20 protein-coding genes are annotated in these 18787 nt (G+C 64.3%); 10 read left to right on the top strand and 10 right to left on the bottom strand.

Going from position 1 to position 18787, the window contains the following annotated elements:
• Positions 1-68 precede the first annotated feature (68 nt).
• From CDV44_RS06005 to CDV44_RS05980, 6 genes are read right to left on the bottom strand one after another with little or no spacing between them, the layout of a single operon-like run.
• A complete protein-coding gene (locus tag CDV44_RS06005) occupies positions 69-1214 on the bottom strand; it encodes an FAD-binding oxidoreductase (protein ID WP_087687061.1) in 1146 nt (381 codons plus the stop codon).
• Positions 1207-2682 (bottom strand): NAD(P)/FAD-dependent oxidoreductase, encoded by a 1476-nt coding sequence (locus tag CDV44_RS06000; protein ID WP_087687060.1) that lies wholly within the window; start codon positions 2680-2682, stop codon positions 1207-1209. The genes CDV44_RS06005 and CDV44_RS06000 overlap by 8 nt, the downstream gene beginning before the upstream one ends.
• A complete protein-coding gene (locus CDV44_RS05995; protein ID WP_087687059.1) occupies positions 2679-3113 on the bottom strand; it encodes a (2Fe-2S)-binding protein in 435 nt (144 codons plus the stop codon). Before CDV44_RS05995 ends, CDV44_RS06000 begins: the two co-directional genes overlap by 4 nt.
• Positions 3114-3136: 23 nt before the next feature.
• Complete coding sequence (locus CDV44_RS05990; protein WP_058378193.1) at positions 3137-3931, bottom strand: ABC transporter permease; 795 nt, start codon at positions 3929-3931, stop codon at positions 3137-3139.
• Between the two features lie 38 nt (positions 3932-3969).
• Positions 3970-4875 carry an ABC transporter permease gene (locus tag CDV44_RS05985; RefSeq protein ID WP_087687058.1) on the bottom strand — a complete coding sequence of 302 codons (906 nt, stop codon included), beginning with the start codon at positions 4873-4875 and terminating at the stop codon, positions 3970-3972.
• A complete protein-coding gene (locus CDV44_RS05980) occupies positions 4868-6001 on the bottom strand; it encodes an ABC transporter ATP-binding protein (protein WP_087687272.1) in 1134 nt (377 codons plus the stop codon). Before CDV44_RS05980 ends, CDV44_RS05985 begins: the two co-directional genes overlap by 8 nt.
• Positions 6002-6299: 298 nt before the next feature.
• Here CDV44_RS05980 and CDV44_RS05975 point away from each other — a divergent pair, with 298 nt between their 5' ends.
• Positions 6300-7172 (top strand): IclR family transcriptional regulator, encoded by an 873-nt coding sequence (locus tag CDV44_RS05975; protein WP_087687057.1) that lies wholly within the window; start codon positions 6300-6302, stop codon positions 7170-7172.
• A gap of 157 nt (positions 7173-7329) precedes the next feature.
• Positions 7330-7806, top strand: coding sequence for an OsmC family protein (locus CDV44_RS05970; protein ID WP_087687056.1), 477 nt, complete (start codon positions 7330-7332; stop codon positions 7804-7806).
• 24 nt (positions 7807-7830) lie between these two features.
• Here CDV44_RS05970 and CDV44_RS05965 read toward each other — a convergent pair whose 3' ends face one another.
• From CDV44_RS05965 to CDV44_RS05955, 3 genes are all read right to left on the bottom strand, one after another.
• A complete protein-coding gene (locus CDV44_RS05965) occupies positions 7831-8478 on the bottom strand; it encodes a glutathione S-transferase family protein (protein WP_058378189.1) in 648 nt (215 codons plus the stop codon).
• Between the two features lie 110 nt (positions 8479-8588).
• A complete protein-coding gene (locus CDV44_RS05960; RefSeq protein ID WP_087687055.1) occupies positions 8589-9200 on the bottom strand; it encodes an alpha/beta fold hydrolase in 612 nt (203 codons plus the stop codon).
• A 108-nt stretch (positions 9201-9308) separates the two neighbouring features.
• Positions 9309-10271 carry a DUF72 domain-containing protein gene (locus CDV44_RS05955; protein WP_170935857.1) on the bottom strand — a complete coding sequence of 321 codons (963 nt, stop codon included), beginning with the start codon at positions 10269-10271 and terminating at the stop codon, positions 9309-9311.
• A gap of 409 nt (positions 10272-10680) precedes the next feature.
• Between CDV44_RS05955 and CDV44_RS05950 the strand changes: the two genes are divergently transcribed.
• From CDV44_RS05950 to CDV44_RS05925, 5 genes are all read left to right on the top strand, one after another.
• Complete coding sequence (locus CDV44_RS05950; RefSeq protein ID WP_087687270.1) at positions 10681-11247, top strand: flavin reductase family protein; 567 nt, start codon at positions 10681-10683, stop codon at positions 11245-11247.
• Positions 11244-12536: a sensor domain-containing diguanylate cyclase gene (locus CDV44_RS05940; protein WP_212677076.1), complete on the top strand. Its 1293-nt coding sequence runs from the start codon at positions 11244-11246 to the stop codon at positions 12534-12536. Before CDV44_RS05950 ends, CDV44_RS05940 begins: the two co-directional genes overlap by 4 nt.
• 89 nt (positions 12537-12625) lie before the next feature.
• Positions 12626-13207: a TMEM175 family protein gene (locus tag CDV44_RS05935; protein WP_058378185.1), complete on the top strand. Its 582-nt coding sequence runs from the start codon at positions 12626-12628 to the stop codon at positions 13205-13207.
• A 67-nt stretch (positions 13208-13274) separates the two neighbouring features.
• Positions 13275-13493 carry an RNA-binding S4 domain-containing protein gene (locus tag CDV44_RS05930; RefSeq protein WP_058378184.1) on the top strand — a complete coding sequence of 73 codons (219 nt, stop codon included), beginning with the start codon at positions 13275-13277 and terminating at the stop codon, positions 13491-13493.
• 231 nt (positions 13494-13724) lie between these two features.
• The gene (locus tag CDV44_RS05925) at positions 13725-16388 is read left to right on the top strand and encodes an EAL domain-containing protein (protein ID WP_087687052.1); all 2664 of its coding nucleotides are present in this window, start codon (positions 13725-13727) and stop codon (positions 16386-16388) included.
• A gap of 46 nt (positions 16389-16434) precedes the next feature.
• On the opposite strand, the gene CDV44_RS05920 is transcribed toward CDV44_RS05925, so the two are convergent.
• A complete protein-coding gene (locus tag CDV44_RS05920) occupies positions 16435-16668 on the bottom strand; it encodes a DUF3717 domain-containing protein (RefSeq protein WP_087687051.1) in 234 nt (77 codons plus the stop codon).
• Positions 16669-17055: 387 nt separating this feature from the next.
• On the opposite strand from CDV44_RS05920, the gene CDV44_RS05915 reads away from it, so the two are divergent.
• From CDV44_RS05915 to CDV44_RS05905, 3 genes are all read left to right on the top strand, one after another.
• Positions 17056-17490, top strand: coding sequence for a hypothetical protein (locus tag CDV44_RS05915; RefSeq protein WP_140413446.1), 435 nt, complete (start codon positions 17056-17058; stop codon positions 17488-17490).
• 90 nt (positions 17491-17580) lie between these two features.
• Positions 17581-17895, top strand: coding sequence for a hypothetical protein (locus tag CDV44_RS05910; RefSeq protein ID WP_087687049.1), 315 nt, complete (start codon positions 17581-17583; stop codon positions 17893-17895).
• A 381-nt stretch (positions 17896-18276) separates the two neighbouring features.
• Complete coding sequence (locus CDV44_RS05905) at positions 18277-18615, top strand: hypothetical protein (RefSeq protein WP_087687048.1); 339 nt, start codon at positions 18277-18279, stop codon at positions 18613-18615.
• Positions 18616-18787: the final 172 nt, after the last annotated feature.

Raw genomic sequence — 18787 nt, 5'->3', positions numbered from 1 at the left:
TGTGAGTGACGTTTTTTGACGTTGAGTGATTGCGTAACTTATGAAATAGCGAGCGACTGCGTGATGCGTCAGGCGAGCGCGGCATTCGACGCCACCTGAGTGAAACGGTCGATCCCGAAGGCGTCGATCGGCGTGACGGTCTCGCCTTGCGTCACGAGATCGGCCAGCACTTCGCCCACGCCCGGGGCCAGCAGGAAGCCGCCGCCCGAGAAGCCGAACGCATGCAGCAGGCGCGGTGTCGTGCGGCTCGCGCCGATGATCGGGTTGTTGTCCGGCGTCTCGCCCTCCACCCCGCTCCACGTACGGATGAGCAGCGCGTTGCGCAAGGCGGGTACCAGTGCACAGGCTTCGCGCATCACCGCGCGCGTGGTGTCGGCGGACGGCTGGGCGTACTCGCCGTTGCCGGTGCCGCGTCCACCGCCGATCACGCAGTTGCCGCGCTCGACCTGACGCGCGTACACACCGCCGCCATACACGCCGAGGTTGTGGCCGATGCACTTCGGCAGCGGTTCGGTTACCCACATGTTCGGATAGATGGGGTGCATCGGCACCCGCTCGCCAAACGTGCCGGCAATGTGATTGGCCCACGCGCCGGACGTGTTGAGCAACCAGTCGGCGCTCACGCGCAGCGTGTCGCCCTCGGCCGGTTGCGCCGTCAACTGAAAGCGCGCGCCGTCGTGAGCGATGGCGGTAATCGGTGTGCGTTCGCGCACGTCGGCACCGAGTGCCCGTGCTGCGCGCGCGAAGGCAGGCGACACGAGACGCGGGTTGGCATGGCCGTCGCTCAGGCACAACGAGCCGCCGACCGCACCGTCGCCTAACCACGGAAAACGTTGCCGAAACGCCGCGCCACGAAACACTTCCGTTTCCAGACCATGCGTGCGGGCCATCGCCGACCACGCGTCGAGCGGTTCAAGATCGGCCTCGCGACGCGCCAGCCGCAGGTGGCCCGAACGCACGAACTCGCCATCGATGCCGACCAGTTCGGGCAAGCGGTCCCACAGGCGGCGAGCGCGCATGGCCAGCGGCAATTGTTCTTCCGGGCGGCCCTGACAGCGCACGCCGCCGTAGTTCACGCCGCTCGCTTGCGCGCCGCAGTAACGTCGCTCGAACAGCGCCACGCGCAGGCCGCGTTCGGCCAGCGCACGGGCCGCCGATGCGCCGACGAGGCCACCACCAGCCACCACGACGTCGTAATGCAAGGGCTCACTCATCGCGCGCCTCCTCGGGAATGGCGGCGACGTTTTCGTCAAAAAGCATCGGGGCAATCGGAATCGGTTTGATGGGGGCTTGGGCACGCAGGCGTCCGACCTGCGAGAGCGTCTGCCCCGTCGCTTCAGCCAACAGATGGCAGGCCGCCTCGCCACACATGCGGCCCTGACAACGGCCCATGCCCACGCGGGTCAACGCCTTCAGCCGGTTGATTTCGGTGACACCGTCGTGGCGCACGCATTCGCGCAACGTGCGCGCGTCGATCTCTTCACAACGGCACACCAGCATGTCGTCGGGCCATTGGGCCGACGGGTCAGCGGGCAACGCAAACGCTTGCTCGATGCCGACGCGAAAACGCCGGATGCTCGCGAGGCGTCGCTCAAGCGTGAGCGCGTCCAGGGCACCGGGGAGTGACGGTGCAGCGATGCCGAGGTCTTCGAGCATCGCGAGTGCCACGCGACGGCCAGCCATCTCGGCAGCATCGGCACCGGCGATACCCGCGCCATCCCCCGCCAGATAGATGCCCGCTTGCGAACTACGGCCCGCCGCGTCACGCGCCGGCAGCCAGCACTGATTCAGATCGTCAAAGATAAAGCGGCAGCCGGCGAGGTCGGCCAGTTGCGTCTCGGGACGCAGCCCGAATCCCAGACCGAGTGCGCTGCACCCCAGTGTGTGCTCACGTCCGTCGCGCTGCCAGCGAACGGCCCGCACGCCGGCGGTTCCATCGATACCGTTCAGTGTCACGCCATGTTCGATGCGAACGCCCCGCGCACGCAGCCAGCCAACGTAATAAAGGCCCTTTGCCAACGTGCCGGGCTGGTTGAGCAGACGCGGCGTCGCCTTCACCTGCGCGGCGAATTCGCTGGTGTCGAGCACGGCAACGACGTTAGCGCCCGCTTTCACGTATTGATACGCGACGAGGTACAGCAACGGCCCGGTGCCCGCGAAGACCACGCGCTCGCCGATGGCACAGCCTTGGGCCTTGAGCGCCACTTGCGCGCCGCCCAGTGTGTACACACCCGGCAGCGTCCAGCCGGGGACGGGCAAGATGCGATCGGTCGCGCCGCTGGCGATGAGCAGATGCGTGAACGGCACCGCGATCTCGCGTCCCGCATGCATCGTGTGAAGACGTTGCCCACGGCTCGCGCCTTGCGATGCATTCACTGCATCCGCGGAGGGGTCTGCCGGATCGCACGCCCAGACGAGCGTGTCGGGGCGGTAGTCGATCTGCGGCAGCAGTGCCGCCATGGTGGTGTGTACGGCATCCGCCTTCGCCGCCTCGAAACCGTAGAGCGTCTGCTTACTTCGGGCAAAGCCTGCGTCGGCCGGCGGCTGACGGTAGATCTGGCCGCCCCAGCGGGCATTTTCATCGAGCACGATCGGGCGAATGCCTGCCGCGACGAGTGTCTGCGCCGCGCGAATACCGGCCGGGCCGGCGCCGACGATCACGACCTCGGGACGGGCGCTCATGCCTGACCTCCGGGCGCAGCCTCGGCGGAATCGGCGGAATCGGCGTCGTTTGCAAACGGCGCGATCGCGGCATTCGTCACGATGCGCATGCCCGGACGCACGAGCGTCGAGCACGCGCGCAGGCGCGTCAGTTGTTGTGCGGCGTGACCACGCGCGGCATCAGCCGCGTCAGTGACATCCGCCGAATCCGCCTCGCAGCGCACCCAGCAATCCTGACAGGCACCGATCAGGCAGAAGCCTGCGCGCGGCGCACCACTGAATTCGCTGATGCGCACGTGGCGCTGATGCATGAGGATGGCCGTGAGCACCGTGTCGCCCGTGAGCGCTTGCACGGGGGCACCGTCGAGATAAAACGTCACCGGCGCGCGCGAGGTCTCGGCCAGACGCGCCAGTTGCGGGGAATGTTGCAGATCTTGCATGAGGCGGGACATGAGAAATCTCTGTGAGCGCTCGCTCAGTGCTGACCGATCAGAATGCGGTTCAGGCCGTAGACGCGGTCGAGCAACAACATCGCGCCCAGCGTGATGACGATCACGAGTGCCGACACCGATGCCATCATCGGGTCGATCGACTCGGTCGCGTACATGTACATGCGCACCGGCAACGTGATGGTCTGCGGCGACGTGATGAACACCGACATCGTCAGTTCATCGAAGCTGTTGATGAACGCCAGCAGCCAGCCACCCGTGATGCCCGGCAGGATCATCGGCATGGTGACGCGGCGAAACGTCGTCCACGACCCGGCGCCCAGCGACGCGGCGGCATGTTCCACGCTGCGATCGAGCCCGCTGATCGATGCGAGCACGAGCCGCATGATGAACGGCGTGATCACGATCATGTGAGCAAACGTCAGCGCGGCGAACGACCCCGTCACGCCGAGCATGGCGAAGAAACGCAGCAGTGCGATGCCGAGCACCAGCCCCGGAATGACCAGCGGCGAGAGCAGCAGACCATTGAGGAAGTTACGCCCCGGAAACCGTGCCCGGCCGATGGCCAGCGCCGCCGGCAGCGAGATCAGCAGCGACAGCGTGGCCGAGAGGAACGCGAGCTTCAGACTCGTGAAGAACGAGGCAATGAAGTCCGGATAGTCGAGAATCGCGCGGAACCAGCGCAGCGAGAAGCCGTGCGTGGGCAGCGAGAGCGTTTCTTCCGGCGTGAAGGCAACCAGCGTCACGATGATCAGCGGCGCGAGCACGAAGAGAATGACGAGCGTGTGGAACGCGAGCGCCAGAGGACTGTTTTTACGCATGATGGTGGCAGTAGAGTTCGGTTCTGCGGTCGCTGCGCTCAACCCATGCTGCGCGCATAACGGCGCTCGAGCACGCGGTAGTAGGTCAGCATCACGATCAGGTTTGCCACGAGCAGCAGCACGGCGATGGTGGCGCCCAGCGGCCAGTTGAGCGAACTGAGAAACTGGTCGTACACGGCCGTTGCCGCCACTTTCAGACGCCGTCCACCCAACAGGCTCGGAATCGCAAACGCGCTGGCCGACAACCCGAACACCATCAGGCTGCCCGACAGAATGCCCGGCACCAGTTGCGGCAGCACGATGCGGCGCAGCGTCGTGGCGGGCGAGGCCATCAGCGACAGCGCAGCGTTTTCCGTCTGCGGGTCGAGGCGTTGCAGCGACGTCCACACCGGAATCACCATGAACGGCAACATCACGTGCACCAGCGCCACGACGATGGCGAAGTTCGTGTACTCCATCTTGTACGGACCCATGCCCACGAACGCGAACGCCTGATTGATCAGGCCGCCGGAGCTGAGCAGCATGCTCCAGCCGAACGCGCGCACCACGATCGAGACCAGCAGCGGCGAGAGAATCACCAGCAGGAAAATCGAGCGCCACGGGTCACCCATGCGCGAGAGCACATAGGCTTCGAAGGTGCCCACGACGGCACACACCGCCGTGACCGTCAGCGAGATGCCGAACGTGCGCAGAAAGATCGTGTGGAAGTACGAGTCGAACAGGACTTCGGCGTAGTTATCGAACTGGAACGCCGCAATCGGGCCGCTGGCCGGATCGAACTGATAGAACGTGAGGGCAAGCGTCATCAACAACGGAATGAGCACCAAGGCCGTGAACAACAGCATGGCCGGCGCGCTCATCACCCACAGCGGCAGATAGGCATGCCACGGCGCGCGCGCCTTGGGTGCCGGTGCCGCCCGCGTCACTTGCAGCGCCTCAGCCATGAGCCGGACCTCCCGCAGTGATCGACGCTGCCGATGCTGCCGGCGCGATGAAGCGCACCGCGTCCGCATGCCAGTCGAGGCCGACCGGCGCGCCTTCTGCCAGCGGCTCGCCGCCTTCGTTCTGACAACACACCAGCACTTCGCCCAGCGCGCTGTCCACGCGGTACAGCCACTGGCTGCCGAGGAAGAACCGGCTTGTCACCGTCGCCGACACACGGCCCGCGTTCGGCGCACACAGACGCACCTTCTCCGGGCGCAGGCACAACGTCATGGCGTCGCCCACGGCGACACTGCGCTCACGCGGCGAGAGGTCGGCGAGCGGCGCGCGCTGCGTGAGTTGACCACTGAGCTGGCCGTCGAGCTCCACATGCAGATGGTCGCCGTCGCGTGCCGACACACGGCCCGCCAGCATGTTCGCCTTGCCGATGAACTGCGAGACGAACTGGTTTTCCGGGCGCTCGTAGGCGCGGTACGGCGTATCGACCTGCGTGATGCGGCCCGCTTCCATCACGACCACGCGGTCGCTGATCGACAGTGCTTCCGACTGATCGTGCGTGACCATGATCGTAGTCGTGCCGATCTTGCGCTGGATCGAGCGGAGTTCGAACTGCATGTCCTCGCGCAGCTTGGCGTCGAGGTTCGACATCGGCTCATCGAGCAGCAGCACCGGCGGCGCGATGACCACGGCGCGTGCAATCGCCACACGCTGGCGCTGGCCGCCCGACAGCTCGCGCGGGAAACGATGGCCCAGTGCATCGAGGCGCACGAGGGCGAGCGCTTCGCGAATCCGGTCCTGACGTTCGGTCTTGTCGACGCCGCGCATCTCGAGACCGAAGCCGACGTTGTCCGCCACCGTCATGTGCGGAAACAGCGCGTAGCTCTGGAACACGATGCCCAGACCGCGCTTGTTGGGGCGCATGTTCGTGATGTCGCGCCCGTCGAGCGTAATGCGCCCGGTCGTGGCTTCCACAAAGCCCGCGATCATCTGGAGCGTGGTGGTCTTGCCACAGCCCGAAGGGCCGAGCAGCGAGACGAACTCGCCCTTCTCCACCGAGAGATTGACGTTCGAGACGGCATTCAATTCGCCGAACGTTTTGGAGACATCCGTCAGAGTCAGAAAAGACATGGTCACTACCTTCGGGCGCGTGAGCACCGCAGTTGATGCAATTGCATCGAACAGTAGCGAGCCAAATTCCTTGTCGCAAGATAACGATTCCACGAAACGAGATAAATTTTATGATTATTTCGTTTGACGGAATATATACACCAATGCTTTGCGCATTCGTTTCGCGTCAGCGTCTCGGGATAATCCCTAACTTATGATGATAATTCACTGTTTTCGCGGTTCTCGACGTATTGCGCCAGTTTTCAAGCCGCAGTCGATTGCGATAGTATTTCGTTTGACGGAATAATTCGAGACCCTAATGCGCACTTCCGATTCACCCCGCGAGGCCAATGCCCCCGCAGCCACCGACGCCGCCGGCGCGGGGATTCTGCAACGCACCTTCGCCGTCATCCGCGCACTCGGCATCGCCAAACCCGAAGGCGAGCGCGTCACGCACATTGCCAAGGCGGTCGGGCTCAGTCAGGCCACCGTCCACCGCATCTTGCACGCCCTGATTGCCGAGCAAGTCGTCGAGCAGGACGAAACCTCCAAGCTGTATCGGCTGAGTGTCGACTTCTTCGCCATGGCGGCACAGGCCGGCAACCCGAGCGGCATGCGCACGCTTTGCCGCCCATCGCTGCTGCGCCTGTGCGCCAGCCTTGGCGACACGATCTTTCTGCTGGTACGCAGCAGCTTCGATGCCGTGTGTCTCGACATGTGCGAAGGCCCGTTCCCGATCCGGTCGTTCACCGGCGACATTGGCGGACGGGTGGCGCTGGGGGTTGGTCAAGGCAGTCTGGCGATCCTCGCCTTTCTGCCCGAAGCCGAGCGCGAAGAGATCATCCGCTTCAACGTGCCGCGTCTGCGGGGGTACGGTGTGCTTGACGAGGTCTATCTGCGCACCGAGATCGAGCGCGTGCGGCAGTTGGGTTATGCGGGCAGCAACAGTGGCGTGCTCGAAGGCATGGCGGGCGTCGCCGTGCCGATCTTCGACCGCACCGGACATGCCGTGGCCGCGCTGAGTATCGGCACACTGGCGGCGCGGCTCTCACAAGACCGTTTGCCGATGGTGGTGGAACTGCTGCGGCGTCAGGCCGAACTCATCGGCCCGCAGACCAACCCGTTCGACGTCGCCATGCGCCGGCCGATGCACGGCCTCACGCGTGCGCTGACGACCGAACCGATTGCCTAAACGGCATGGTGTGATGCGGCGGGAGAAGCACAAGAATTTGATGGCCGAAAATGGCTAGCGGTGATCGCGCGCGCCTGCAAAAATGGCGCGTTGCACGTCGCCCCCATTTTGGTTTTTCGATTTTTCGACTTCTTGACCCTTCGCAGAGAGACACGTCATGGCATCAGGAGAACACCAGTACCGCGTTCGCATCGAGTGGATCGGCAATCAGGGCACCGGCACCTCGGGCTACCGCGAGTACGGTCGCAATCATGTGATCGAAGCCGACGGCAAGCCCGAGATTCCGGGCTCTGCCGATCCGGCCTTCCGGGGCGACGCCACGCGCTGGAACCCCGAGGAATTGCTGGTGGCCTCCGCGAGTACCTGTCACAAACTCTGGTACTTGCACCTGTGTTCCGACGCGGGCATCCGGGTCGAGCAATATCGTGACGATGCCCTCGGCACGATGATCGATACGCCGCAAGAAGGCCGCTTCACGCGAATCCTGCTGCGCCCGCACGTGACCTTACGCGCGGGCAGCGACGCCAAGCTTGCGGCCGAGCTGCACCACGAAGCCCACGCCAAGTGCTACGTCGCCAATTCCGTCAACTTCCCCATCGACTGCGAACCGCAAATCGACGTGCTGCCCGACTGACGAAAGCTCACGCAGCGGGTGGCGTCACGTGCCACTCGCCGCGAGGCTCTTGGCCAGTTCGGCGTCGTGCGCGTGTCCGCGCTTGACCGAGTCGCGCGCGCGAAAGCGTTCCACGTACGCCGCAATGGCGGGGCTGGCCGGCACCATCTTGAACTGCGTGAGAAAGTGCAGCGCGTTGCCCCACAGCGCATCGGCGGCAGTAAACGACTCGCCCAGCCACCAAGGACCGGGGTTCTGCGTCAGGTGTCGCTCGATCGTCCACATCACTTCGTCGTAATCGCCATAGGGCGAGCGTGAGTGTTCCATCACCGGGCGGGCCAGCGCCTTGTCGGTCACCGCGGGTTCGACACAAGAACCGTAGAACACCATCCATCGCAGGTACGCGCCACGGCGGGGGTCTCCCGGCGGCGGCGACAGGCCCTTCTCCGGATACAACTCCGCGACGTACATGTACACCGCCGCCTGTTCCGTGACCACGGCATCGCCGTGGCGGATGGCCGGCACCTTGCCCATCGGGTTGATATCGAGAAAATCAGCGCTGCGTTGTTCGCCGGTGGCGAAGCGCAGCAGATGCAGGTCGTAATCCGCCTGCAATTCGTCGAGCAGCACCAGCACGCCGGTCGAGCGCGTGTTGGGTGCGTGAAAAAACGTGATTCGCCGGTCGGTCGTCATGTTCGTCTGCCTCCAGAGGTGAACACAGGTGCGGCTATCAAAACATGTTACTGCGTCAAAAACCGTCAGCATGACAATCGCGGCGAACCCTTCGCCGCGACCGGGTTGCATCAGACACGTGCGAGATGTTCGTCGATGAGCGGCACCACGTCTACCGCATGGGCGTTGGCCAGATCGTGCGCCCCGCCGTCCACCACGTGCAGGCGTGCGTCGGACAGCAAAGTGTGCAAACGCTCACCGACGGCAACCGGGCTGAGCGGGTCGGCGTTCCCCCAGAGCAGTAGCGTTGGCTGCGTGATTCGCGAGATATCGGGCGAGAGATCGGCGCGGTAGGTCAGAAACCAATCGGGCAACGTTGGGTTGGCGTCGGCAAACCCGTCGCGCCAGTCTTTGGCACCGAGGTCATGCATATCGACGCCACCCGAGGTGACCGACAGCACAAGGTGCGTGACCATTTCCGGACGAGCGAGGGCAGCCCGGATGGCAAGTATGCCGCCCATCGACTGCGCGATGATGGCCGTGGGCCGGTCGAGACGAGCGATGACGGTTTGGGTCAGCGCATCGATATCGTTCACCACGGGGTCGGCCGGGGTAGCGCCAAAGCCGGGATACCCGAGCACGACACGGGTTGCCGGATGAGCGAGTTGGTCGGCCACCGGTTGCCAGAAAGCGGTGTTGCCCGAAGCGCCGGGCAGGAAAAGCATTTGAGACGGCGTGGGCACGCGCAAAGCTCCAAGCGAATAGAGAGAAACGAAGCACCGGTAAGCCTCGAAGCAACCTGACGGTTTCGTGAGAGATACCGAAGAGGAAGAGAGGATAGACCGAACCGATCAGAAGAGTGAAGCCACGTCATCGGGTGGGCGTTGCGTCGGCTCAGTGGTTGGCAGGATCGCGCCGTCGCCAAGCAGATTCATGAGCGCCAGCGCGTTGCGTTGCCCCTGATCTTCATAGTTGTTATTGAACACCACGTACACGCGGGCAACTTCCTTGGCGATGACGCGAATCGGGTCGATGAGCGCGGCGAGTTCCGCTTCGCGATAGTCGTAGTTGAAGCGATCGGACGCGGCCGTGCTGTCGCGCACGTTCCAGGTTTCGTGATTGCGCCCGTGCAGCCTCAGGACAGCGGCGCGTGGCGAAGTGCTCGCCCAGACCGTCGGGATGCTGTTCGTAAAGCCCTGCGGTTCGTCGACGATGGTGTTGACCCAGCCCAGCTCGCGCAGCCACGCGAGTGTGGCGTCGCGATGCGCGTCGTCAAACCAGTGGTGGTGGCGAAACTCGGCAGCCACGCCATAGCCTGCCATGCGCTCGGCACACATTTCGATGTGCGTGCGGCTCGCTTTGTCGCCGGTGAGCCAAGGCGGAAACTGGAAGTGAACCAGACCGAGTTTGTCCACCTGCGCGAGCGGTGCGAGCGCTTCGAGATAGCGCCGCCAGATTTCATCTTGCAGCGCAGCGGGCACATCCTTGTAGTAGACATTCGCGCGCGGACCGGGTGGCAGGGCCCCCTGTAAATCTTTGGGGAAGGCGACGCGTGGCGTCTGGTGGCCCGTGAGCAGGCGGAATGCCTTGATGTTGAACACGAACGGCGGCGGCGAGCGTTCCGCCCAGAGCTGCGCATTGGATCCCGACGGCATCGCGTAGTAGCTGCTGTCGACTTCGACCATCGGAAAGCGGCTCGCGTAGTAGCGCAGACGCGCTTCGGCCGACGCGTGTCCCGGTGGATAAAACCGCTTGCACGCGATGAGCGACTTATCCGTCCACGATGCCGTGCCCACGTATACGTTTGCGCTCATACGCCCTCCTTCCATTTCTAAAACGCTGGAAACTTCAGAAACTCGCGCTGGCCTTCTTGCACATCGCACGCATCGGCCACGCGCGTTGCATCAACGTCGCAATGCCGACCGGGTGTCGCGTTTTGCATCAGTATAGGACGCGATATCGCCACGCCTCGTGGGGACCGGACTGGGACGATGCCATTGCATACTAGCTTCACATCTGATCCGGCACGAGCTCCCCGCACCGTGCCGTTTGTCGGCCCGCAGCTCACCCTGCGGGCCGTTTTTTCAGATTGCATCGCAGGGCATCATCTGACTCCCGCGATATCCGCTATACCCGCTATTGCAAGCGTCGCCGCCGCGCGAGCCGCGCTATCATGACCCGCTCTACCGAAGCCAAGCTTGTCGAGTGCCCGCCATGACCGAAATGACCGAACGCCTGTCCGTCGAATTGCCCAAAGCCTACCGGCTGCTCAACCACGGCCCGACCGTGCTCGTCGGCAGCGCCCATGACGGGCGTCGCAACGTCATGGCGGCAGCGTGGAACATGCCGCTCGACTTCTCGCCGCCCAAAGTCGCCGTGGTCATCGATCGCAATACGCTGACCCGCGAACTGGTCGAAGCCTCGGGCGAGTTTTCGTTGAACGTGCCGGCACGCATCATCGCCCGCGAAACATTGGCCGTCGGCAGCGTCTCCGGCCGCGACACCGATAAGTTCACCGACGGCACCGGCGTTCATGCGTTCGAAGGCAGTCACATTCAGGCACCCCTCATCGGGGGTTGTGTCGCCTGGCTGGAATGCCGCGTCATCCCCGAGCCGCACAATCAGGATCGCTACGATCTCTTTCTCGGCGAGGTCGTTGCGGCCTGGGCCGATCCGCGTGCGTTTCGCGATGGGCACTGGCAGTTCGCGCCCGGCGTGTCGCGCAGTATTCACTACATCGCCGGCGGCAACTTCTTCGAGACCGGTGAAGCCTTCGAAGTCAAATCATGACCCACAGCGCTCCGACACCGGCGTCCGGCGACAACACACGTGCCGCCCATGAACTCTGGCACGGCGAGTTGCTGTCGCCGTCCCATTTGCCAAGCGACGACATGCGCGGCAGAATGGGCGCCACACCCTTCGCGCAGTCGCCGTCGTCAATGCTGCCCGTGACGGAGCTGCTGTCATCCACTCGCTACGCCATGCCTGCCCGTCGCGATATGACCACACCCGGAGCGCATTCACCGCAGCCGCAACCGCTAACGCAAGAGTCTCTGCATAGCCTGCTGCCCACATCATTCGCCGCCAACCGCGGCGCGACCATCGACGAGGCGGCACGTCTGGCGGCCCTGCGACGCTATGACATCCTCGATTCTTCCCCGGAACCCGCGTTCGATCGCATCGTGCGAATCGCCTCGTACGTACTCGGCACGCCGATCTCGCTCGTGTCGCTGATCGACGAGTCGCGTCAGTGGTTCAAGGCGAAACAAGGCATCGACGCCACCCAGACGCCCCGCTCGATGGCGTTCTGCGCACACGCCATCCTGAGCGACGACGTGCTCGTGGTACCCGACGCCCACGCCGACCGGCGCTTCGCCGATAACCCGCTCGTCACTGGCGACCCACACATTCGCTTCTACGCCGGCGCCCCGCTGCGCACGCCCGAAGGTCATCGGCTCGGCACCCTCTGCGTGATCGATCGCCGCCCGCGCACGCTCGACGCCGAAATGCGCGGCCTGCTCGCCGATCTCTCGGCGCTGGTGGTCGACGAACTCGAACTGCGCCGCGTCAATCAGGTACTCGGCGACATGGCCATGCGCGACGGCCTGACCGGTGCGCTCAACCGGCGTGCGTTTCTCATGCAGGCCGAACAAGCGTTTGCCAACGCCCGCGCCCAGCGCCGCCGGCTCGCCGTGCTGATGATCGACATCGATCACTTCAAGGCCATCAACGACACCTGGGGCCATGCCATCGGCGACCGCGTCATCGTCGAATTGACGCTGGTGGCGCGCGCCACGCTGCGCAAAGGCACCGTCATGGGACGGCTCGGGGGGGAAGAATTCGCCGTGCTGCTGCCCGAAGCCGATGCGCATCGCGCCGTGCAGGCCGCCGACCGTCTGCTTTCTGCCATCAGTAACACCAGCGTGCCGGGCGCCACCGGCCCCGTGCGCTTCACCGCGAGCATCGGCGTGGGGAGTCTTGGCCCCGACGACGCCGATTTCGGTGCAGTACTGCAACGCGCCGACCGCGCGATGTACGCAGCCAAGCAAGCCGGCCGCAATCGCGTCGCCATCGTCTGAATGCCGGCGGCGCGTGGCGAAGTGTTTTGCCCGCCGCGCCGCCCTGCGTTTTCGCTTCCCACTTTGACCAGCACCAACCAACCGACACCATGGGCAAAAGCCGACTGGAAGCCTTCAGCGATGGCGTGATCGCCATCATCATCACCATCATGGTGCTCGAGATGAAAGCGCCGCACGGCACCGATCTCGACGAGTTGCTGCCGGTACTGCCGACCTTTCTGACGTACATCATGAGTTACATCTACGTCGGCATTTACTGGAACAACCACCACCACCTGTTTCATGTGGTGCAGCGCGTCTCGGGCGGTGTGCTGTGGGCCAACCTGCATTTGCTGTTCTGGCTGTCGTTGATTCCGTTCGTCACCCACTGGCTGGGCGAGAACCACCTCACCGCGTGGCCGACCGCGCTCTACGGCGTGGTGCTCTTCATGGCCGCCGTGGCCTATTACATTCTCACGCGCGCCCTGCTGGCCGTGCATGGTGAAGGCGCCAACCTCAAGCTGGCCGCCGCCATCGGCCGGGACGCCAAGGGCAAGCTCTCCGTGCTCGGCTATGCGCTGGCCATCGGCCTGGCGTTCGTGGCGCCGGCGGTGTCGCTCGGCCTGTACGCGCTCGTCGCCATCGTCTGGCTCATTCCGGACCGCCGTATCGAACATGTGATCGAGAGCTGACAAGCTGACGACCCGAAACTTCCGACAGTCGACGCGCATCGGGTTTTTACGTAGTATCCGGTCCATCATGCAAAACGTTACTTTTGAACTGACTGGCGAATTCATCGCCCTGAACGACTTGCTCAAAGTCGCCGGCGTGGCCGACTCCGGAGGTGCCGGCAAGGCGCTCGTCGCGAGTGGCCTCGTACGCGTCGACGGCAAGCCCGAATCCCGCAAGACGTGCAAAATCCGCGCCGGGCAGATCGTTTCGCTCGACGGCGTCCGGATCAAGGTGGTTGGCGCCTGACGAGTTGCCGCTTCAGTGACCGCCACCTCACGGGTTGCCGCCTGAAATCCAGCCCCACGTCCAGCGCAAGCCGCCCCGCACCCAGCCCCAGCGCGCACGCAAGCCGTGCGCTCTCCCGGTTTCTCCCATGTCGGCCTGCCCCCGCAGGCCGCTATACTTGAAAGCGTTTTTGGTGTGCCAGCCCCTGTAACACCCGACAATGTCCGCAGGTCGTCTGAGGAGGCCCTTGCGATGGCCGTGCCCGGTTCACCGTCGTCCACCGCCGGCGCAACACCGACGCCCGGGCGCGATGCGTTGCTCGCAGCGCTCGACCGCTCGCTCGGCATGCTCACCCTCACCCCCGAGGGCACGATCGTCGACGTCAACGACAAGTTGCTCGGCGTGGTTGGCTACACCCGCGACGAACTGATCGGCCAGCCACATGCCACGCTTTGCGATGCGGGCGACCCCACCTGCGGCGACGCGCTCGAGCGCGTGGTCAGCACCGGCCGGGCCCACACCGATCAAGTGCGCCGCCGCCGTCGCGATGGCGGCACCGTCTGGTTCGAAGCCACCTACAACCCCGTGTTCGATCGCGACGGCAAGCTCGCCTTCGTGATCAAGCTCGCCGCCGATGTGACCGATCGCGTCGAACGCGAAGCGCAGGACAACGCCCGCCTGCACCTGCTCTCGCTCGGCGTGGACGAAACCGATAACGCCGTGCTCATCACCGATGCGCAAGGCGTGGTCTGTTATGTGAACGCGGGCTTCACCCGCATGCTCGGCTATCGCGCCGACGAAGTGGTCGGCAAATCGGGGCATAGCCCGTTCGGCGACACCCCGGTGGACGAATTCGCCAGCGGTGCAGCTGCCGTCGACGTGCAGCAGGCCCTCACGGGCTGCCTCGTATCAGCCCGCGACGGACGCAGTTGCCATTGCGAAGTGCTCGTGCGCACGGCGCAGGGCCAACCGCTCTGGGCGTCGATCGTCACCAACCCGATCCTCGACACGAACGGCAAGCTCGTGAATGCCGTGGCGCTTTTCACGGATATCACGCAGTCCAAGATTCAGGAAGTGTTGCAGCACAAGGCACTGGCCGCGATGGTGCGAGACGCGCCCCTCGTGGAAGTGCTCATGCTGATTTGCCGTGAGCTGGAGCAGATTGCGCCGGAAGTCATGGCCTCGGTCGTGCGCGTGGACGCCGAAGGCCGCTTGCGGCCGCAAGCCGGCCCGAGCTTGCCGGCGCAGTATCACCAGTTCATCGACGGCATTGCCATCGGCCCGAATGTGGGCACTTGCGGCACTGCCGCCTTTCAGGCGCGGCGCGTCATCGTGACCGACATCGCTCACGACCCGCGTTGGGCCGATTTCCGCGACATGGCAGCCACCTACGGACTGGCCGCCTCGTGGGCCATGCCGATCATCGCCAACGATGGCCGGGTGCTCGGCGTGCTCGCGTTCTATTACCGCACCCCGCGCGGCCCCGACGCCTTGCACGAGCGGCTGGTCGACGTGTGTGTGCACCTGTGCAAACTGGCGTTCGAGCGCGACGAATCGCGCACGCGCATTCGTCAACTGGCGTTCTCGGACAGCCTCACCGGCCTGCCAAATCGCAGCATGCTCGGCGTGCTGGCTGCGCAGGCCATCGCCAGCGCGCATGAGCTGAACACGCGCATGGCGGTGATTTTCCTCGATCTGGATCGCTTCAAGCAGGTCAACGACTCGCTCGGCCATCAGGCCGGCGACGTGTTGCTGCGCACGATTGCCCAGCGCCTGCGCCGGTCGCTGCGTGGCGCTGATATCGTTGCGCGCCTCTCAGGTGACGAGTTCGTGGCCGTGCTCACCGAGTGCGACCCCGAACGGCTCGACGCGGCCATCGAACGCATGCGCAATGCGCTCACCGCACCGTGTCAGGTCGACGGTGTGACGCTCACCCCGTCGGGCAGCTTCGGCATCAGCCTGTATCCGAATCACGGGCAGGAGTTCGACATCCTGCTCCAGCGCGCGGATATGGCGATGTATCAGGCGAAGATGGCCAGCCCGGGCAGCGTGCGGTTCTATCACGAGGACATGAATATCCACGCGCAGGAGCGCCTTGAGCTGGAAACGGCCATGCGCGACGCGCTGCGGCGCGACACCCTGCGGCTGCATTACCAGCCGCAGATCAATCTGCTCGATGAGTCGGTGTGCGGTGTGGAAGCGCTGACCCGATGGGTGCATCCGCAATACGGCGACGTCTCGCCGACGCGCTTTATTGCGCTGGCCGAGGAATGCGGATTGATCGGCGAACTGGGCGCGTGGACGCTACGCGAATCGTGCCGCCAACTGGCGGACTGGCGCCGTCGCGGGGTGGCGATCGGCAACATGTCGGTCAACCTGTCGCCGACCAACTTCCACGATCACGACCTGCCGCGCATGATCGCCGATACGCTCGCTGCCAATGAGTTGCCGCCGACGTGTCTGGCCATCGAAATCACCGAAAACGTGCTGATGGACCACAATCCGAGCACGCGACGCATCATCGAAGAGGTGCACGCCATGGGCGTGCGCCTGTCGATGGACGATTTCGGCACGGGCTATTCGAGTCTCGGCTATCTGCGCCGCCTCCCCGTCTCGGAACTCAAGCTCGACCGCAGTTTCGTGCACGACGTGACGCGCGACGAGACCGTGCGTGCGCTCACCAATGCCATCATCAGCATCGGCCGGAGCTTGCATCTCACGGTTGTCGCGGAAGGTGTCGAAGACGAAGCCCAGCGCGATCTGCTGATCGCACAGGGCTATCGGGTGGCACAGGGCTTTTTGTTCGCGCCCGCACTCAGCGCGGAAGACCTCGAAAAGTGGCTGGAACGCTGGGATGCCCGGCGACGCGCGACCACGGTCACATCAACCACCGTGACGACCATCGTTCGGCCCTGAGGGCATTGCGGCGCTCGGGCGCTGACGGCTCGGGGATATCAGTTGGTCAGGGGGCGAGCCCCAACTCCATCTGATGCAGGGCGGTCTCGATCGCCTGACTCTGGCGCTCATTGAGGGCATCGGCCGCAATGCTGGTGTCGTGGCGGTAAATCATCTCTCCGTAGATATCGGCCAGCACACGCGCCGACGGGCACAGCGCCCAATGGCTGTCGGCCGCCTGACGACGGGTCCAGTAGTTGATCGCCTGCTCGATTTCGGCGATGGAATAGTTGGATTTCATCGGAATTTCGGTCTCGCCGTTGAATGGAATACTGTGATTATATACAGTAATCGCAAGATCAGAGAATCGCCTGAATCGCCTTTTACAGAGTCCGATTCTCAGGCCCACGTTTCGGAACTGCAACACTTGATGCAGGTTTCGGCACCGGCACCTTCCATCCGGCACTGAAAACCCCATAAAAATCATCGCATTACCGCTTCCGGCACGATATTGGCTTATGGCAGCTATGAAGTGCCGGTATTGCATCGCCCGGCACCGACGATGTTCGACGATCCAACGCTCGTCCCGACGGAGCCCGCCATGCCGCCGAGCCCTGCCAGACCCCGCAAGTCCCGCGCAAGCTGCGCTCCGTGGATCGCCCAAGCGCCCGAAGGTATTGGGAACGTCATGCCCGGGCCATCCCGGCGGTTCATGGCGCTCTGTGCGCTGAGTGCCCTATCCGCGCTATCCGTGCTGTATGCGCCGCACGCCCATGCGCAGGGCATCCCGCCGGGCACCGGTGCGCCGGCCGACCCGTTCCATCAGCCTTGCGTCGAGATACGCGTGACACCGCACGGTGACGGTGCGGTACTACCGTCGAGCGACCCGCAGGCGCCACTGATCAGGCCGATCCAATCCATCAAGCCACTCAAGCCATTCAAGCGCTACGTCGACCTCGATGACCGCTGCGCGAATCTCCCGGAGTTCGCTCCGACGCGCGACACCGACACCACCAGCGTCTGGTACGTCAGCATGCCAGCCCACGCGGCGCATGAATCTCACGCGACGCGTGCTGTGCCCACGGCGTCACCCGGTGTTACCTTGCCCACGGTTGCCTCCTGAGCGTCGACGGTCGACGTTTGCTATGCTGCGGCTTTCGCGCGCGAGGCAACCCCGACGCCCGTGCAAGTCACCGCATTCTCCGGAGCCTTGATGCCCAACGAAACACCCGACACGCCCCGTCAGACCCCGCGCGCCGCTGCGGCCACCGCTTCGAGCGTCAAACCGCCGCCGCCCGGCGCCACGCCGCTGGCCTGGATCGGCCTGCTGGCCGCCGCCGCCTGGGTGCTGAAGAACCCCAATCCGACCTGGGGCGTCGGCGTGCTGTGCCTCTGCGCCGGCCTGATCTCGTCGTTCGGCGCGCGCCGCAAGGGTCGTGCGCCGTGGCCTGCCTTTTTCACCGGTCTGCTGCCAGTCGGCGTCGCGCTGTTTTTCGCGCTGCTCATGCTGCGCCCGCTCTTCCGTTGATCGGCCAACGCGGGTAAACGTGCTGGTGAATATCGAAAAGTTACCCACAGCTTCTGTGGATAACCCACTGGATAACCCGGCACCACCCACTGAAAAGCCCCGCCGTTCCACGCTGTCAAGAGGATTGCCCGTTTCGGCGTCAGCCTTGAGCAAATTTTTTGCGCTTGACGATTTGCCCCGCATCTGGGCGTCGATGTCATGGCTTTGACATGCATTAAGTTGCCGCTGAAAACCTCGCACGCCCCTCTGTTTTACCCATCATGGGAGGGTTCGCAGCGCCCCTGAATCGGCCTATGATGGAGTCAAGCCGCCGCACTTCGCGCTACATTCGCGGCGCGATGGCGGCGTGGCTCTTCAGTGACTTCCGGGAGAACGTCTGGTATGACCCAATCCGACAAGCCGTCTGCTGCACCGTCGTCCGCTGCACCATCGTCCCCCTCCCCGGCTACGGCCAATACCGACAATATCAGCGAGGCCGAACGCGTCCATCTGGACGAATTGCTCGCGCACCACTCGGTGACCGAAACGGTCGACCGCGCCTCCGTCATCGATCTCATCAAGGAGCTGCGCTCCCCCGACGTGAAAACGCCCGAAGACCGGCAACGGATCGTCGAGCGAAGCCGGTTGTGGCGGGAAGTGTCGAACCGGGATACCGCCATGTCGCTGCTCAACTCGCTGGCGCAAATGGCCCCGATTCTGCTCAATTCGATCCACTGGTAACTTCCGGCCGGACCCGTCACATCGTCGACAACGCATACGACAACGCCCGCCGCATCCCTGCGCGCGGGCGTTTTTGCATTTGATCTGGATTAACTTTCCCGTCGGCGGGTATCGCATGAACGGGAATTCGGCGGGCACGTGTTTTACAATGCGGGTCGCGTCAGTTTCCCTG

Source organism: Pandoraea sp. PE-S2R-1, from assembly GCF_002179865.1.
GTDB lineage: Bacteria > Pseudomonadota > Gammaproteobacteria > Burkholderiales > Burkholderiaceae > Pandoraea.
Note: the sequence above shows the minus strand (reverse complement) of the source record. Positions and strands in the feature narration are given on the sequence as shown.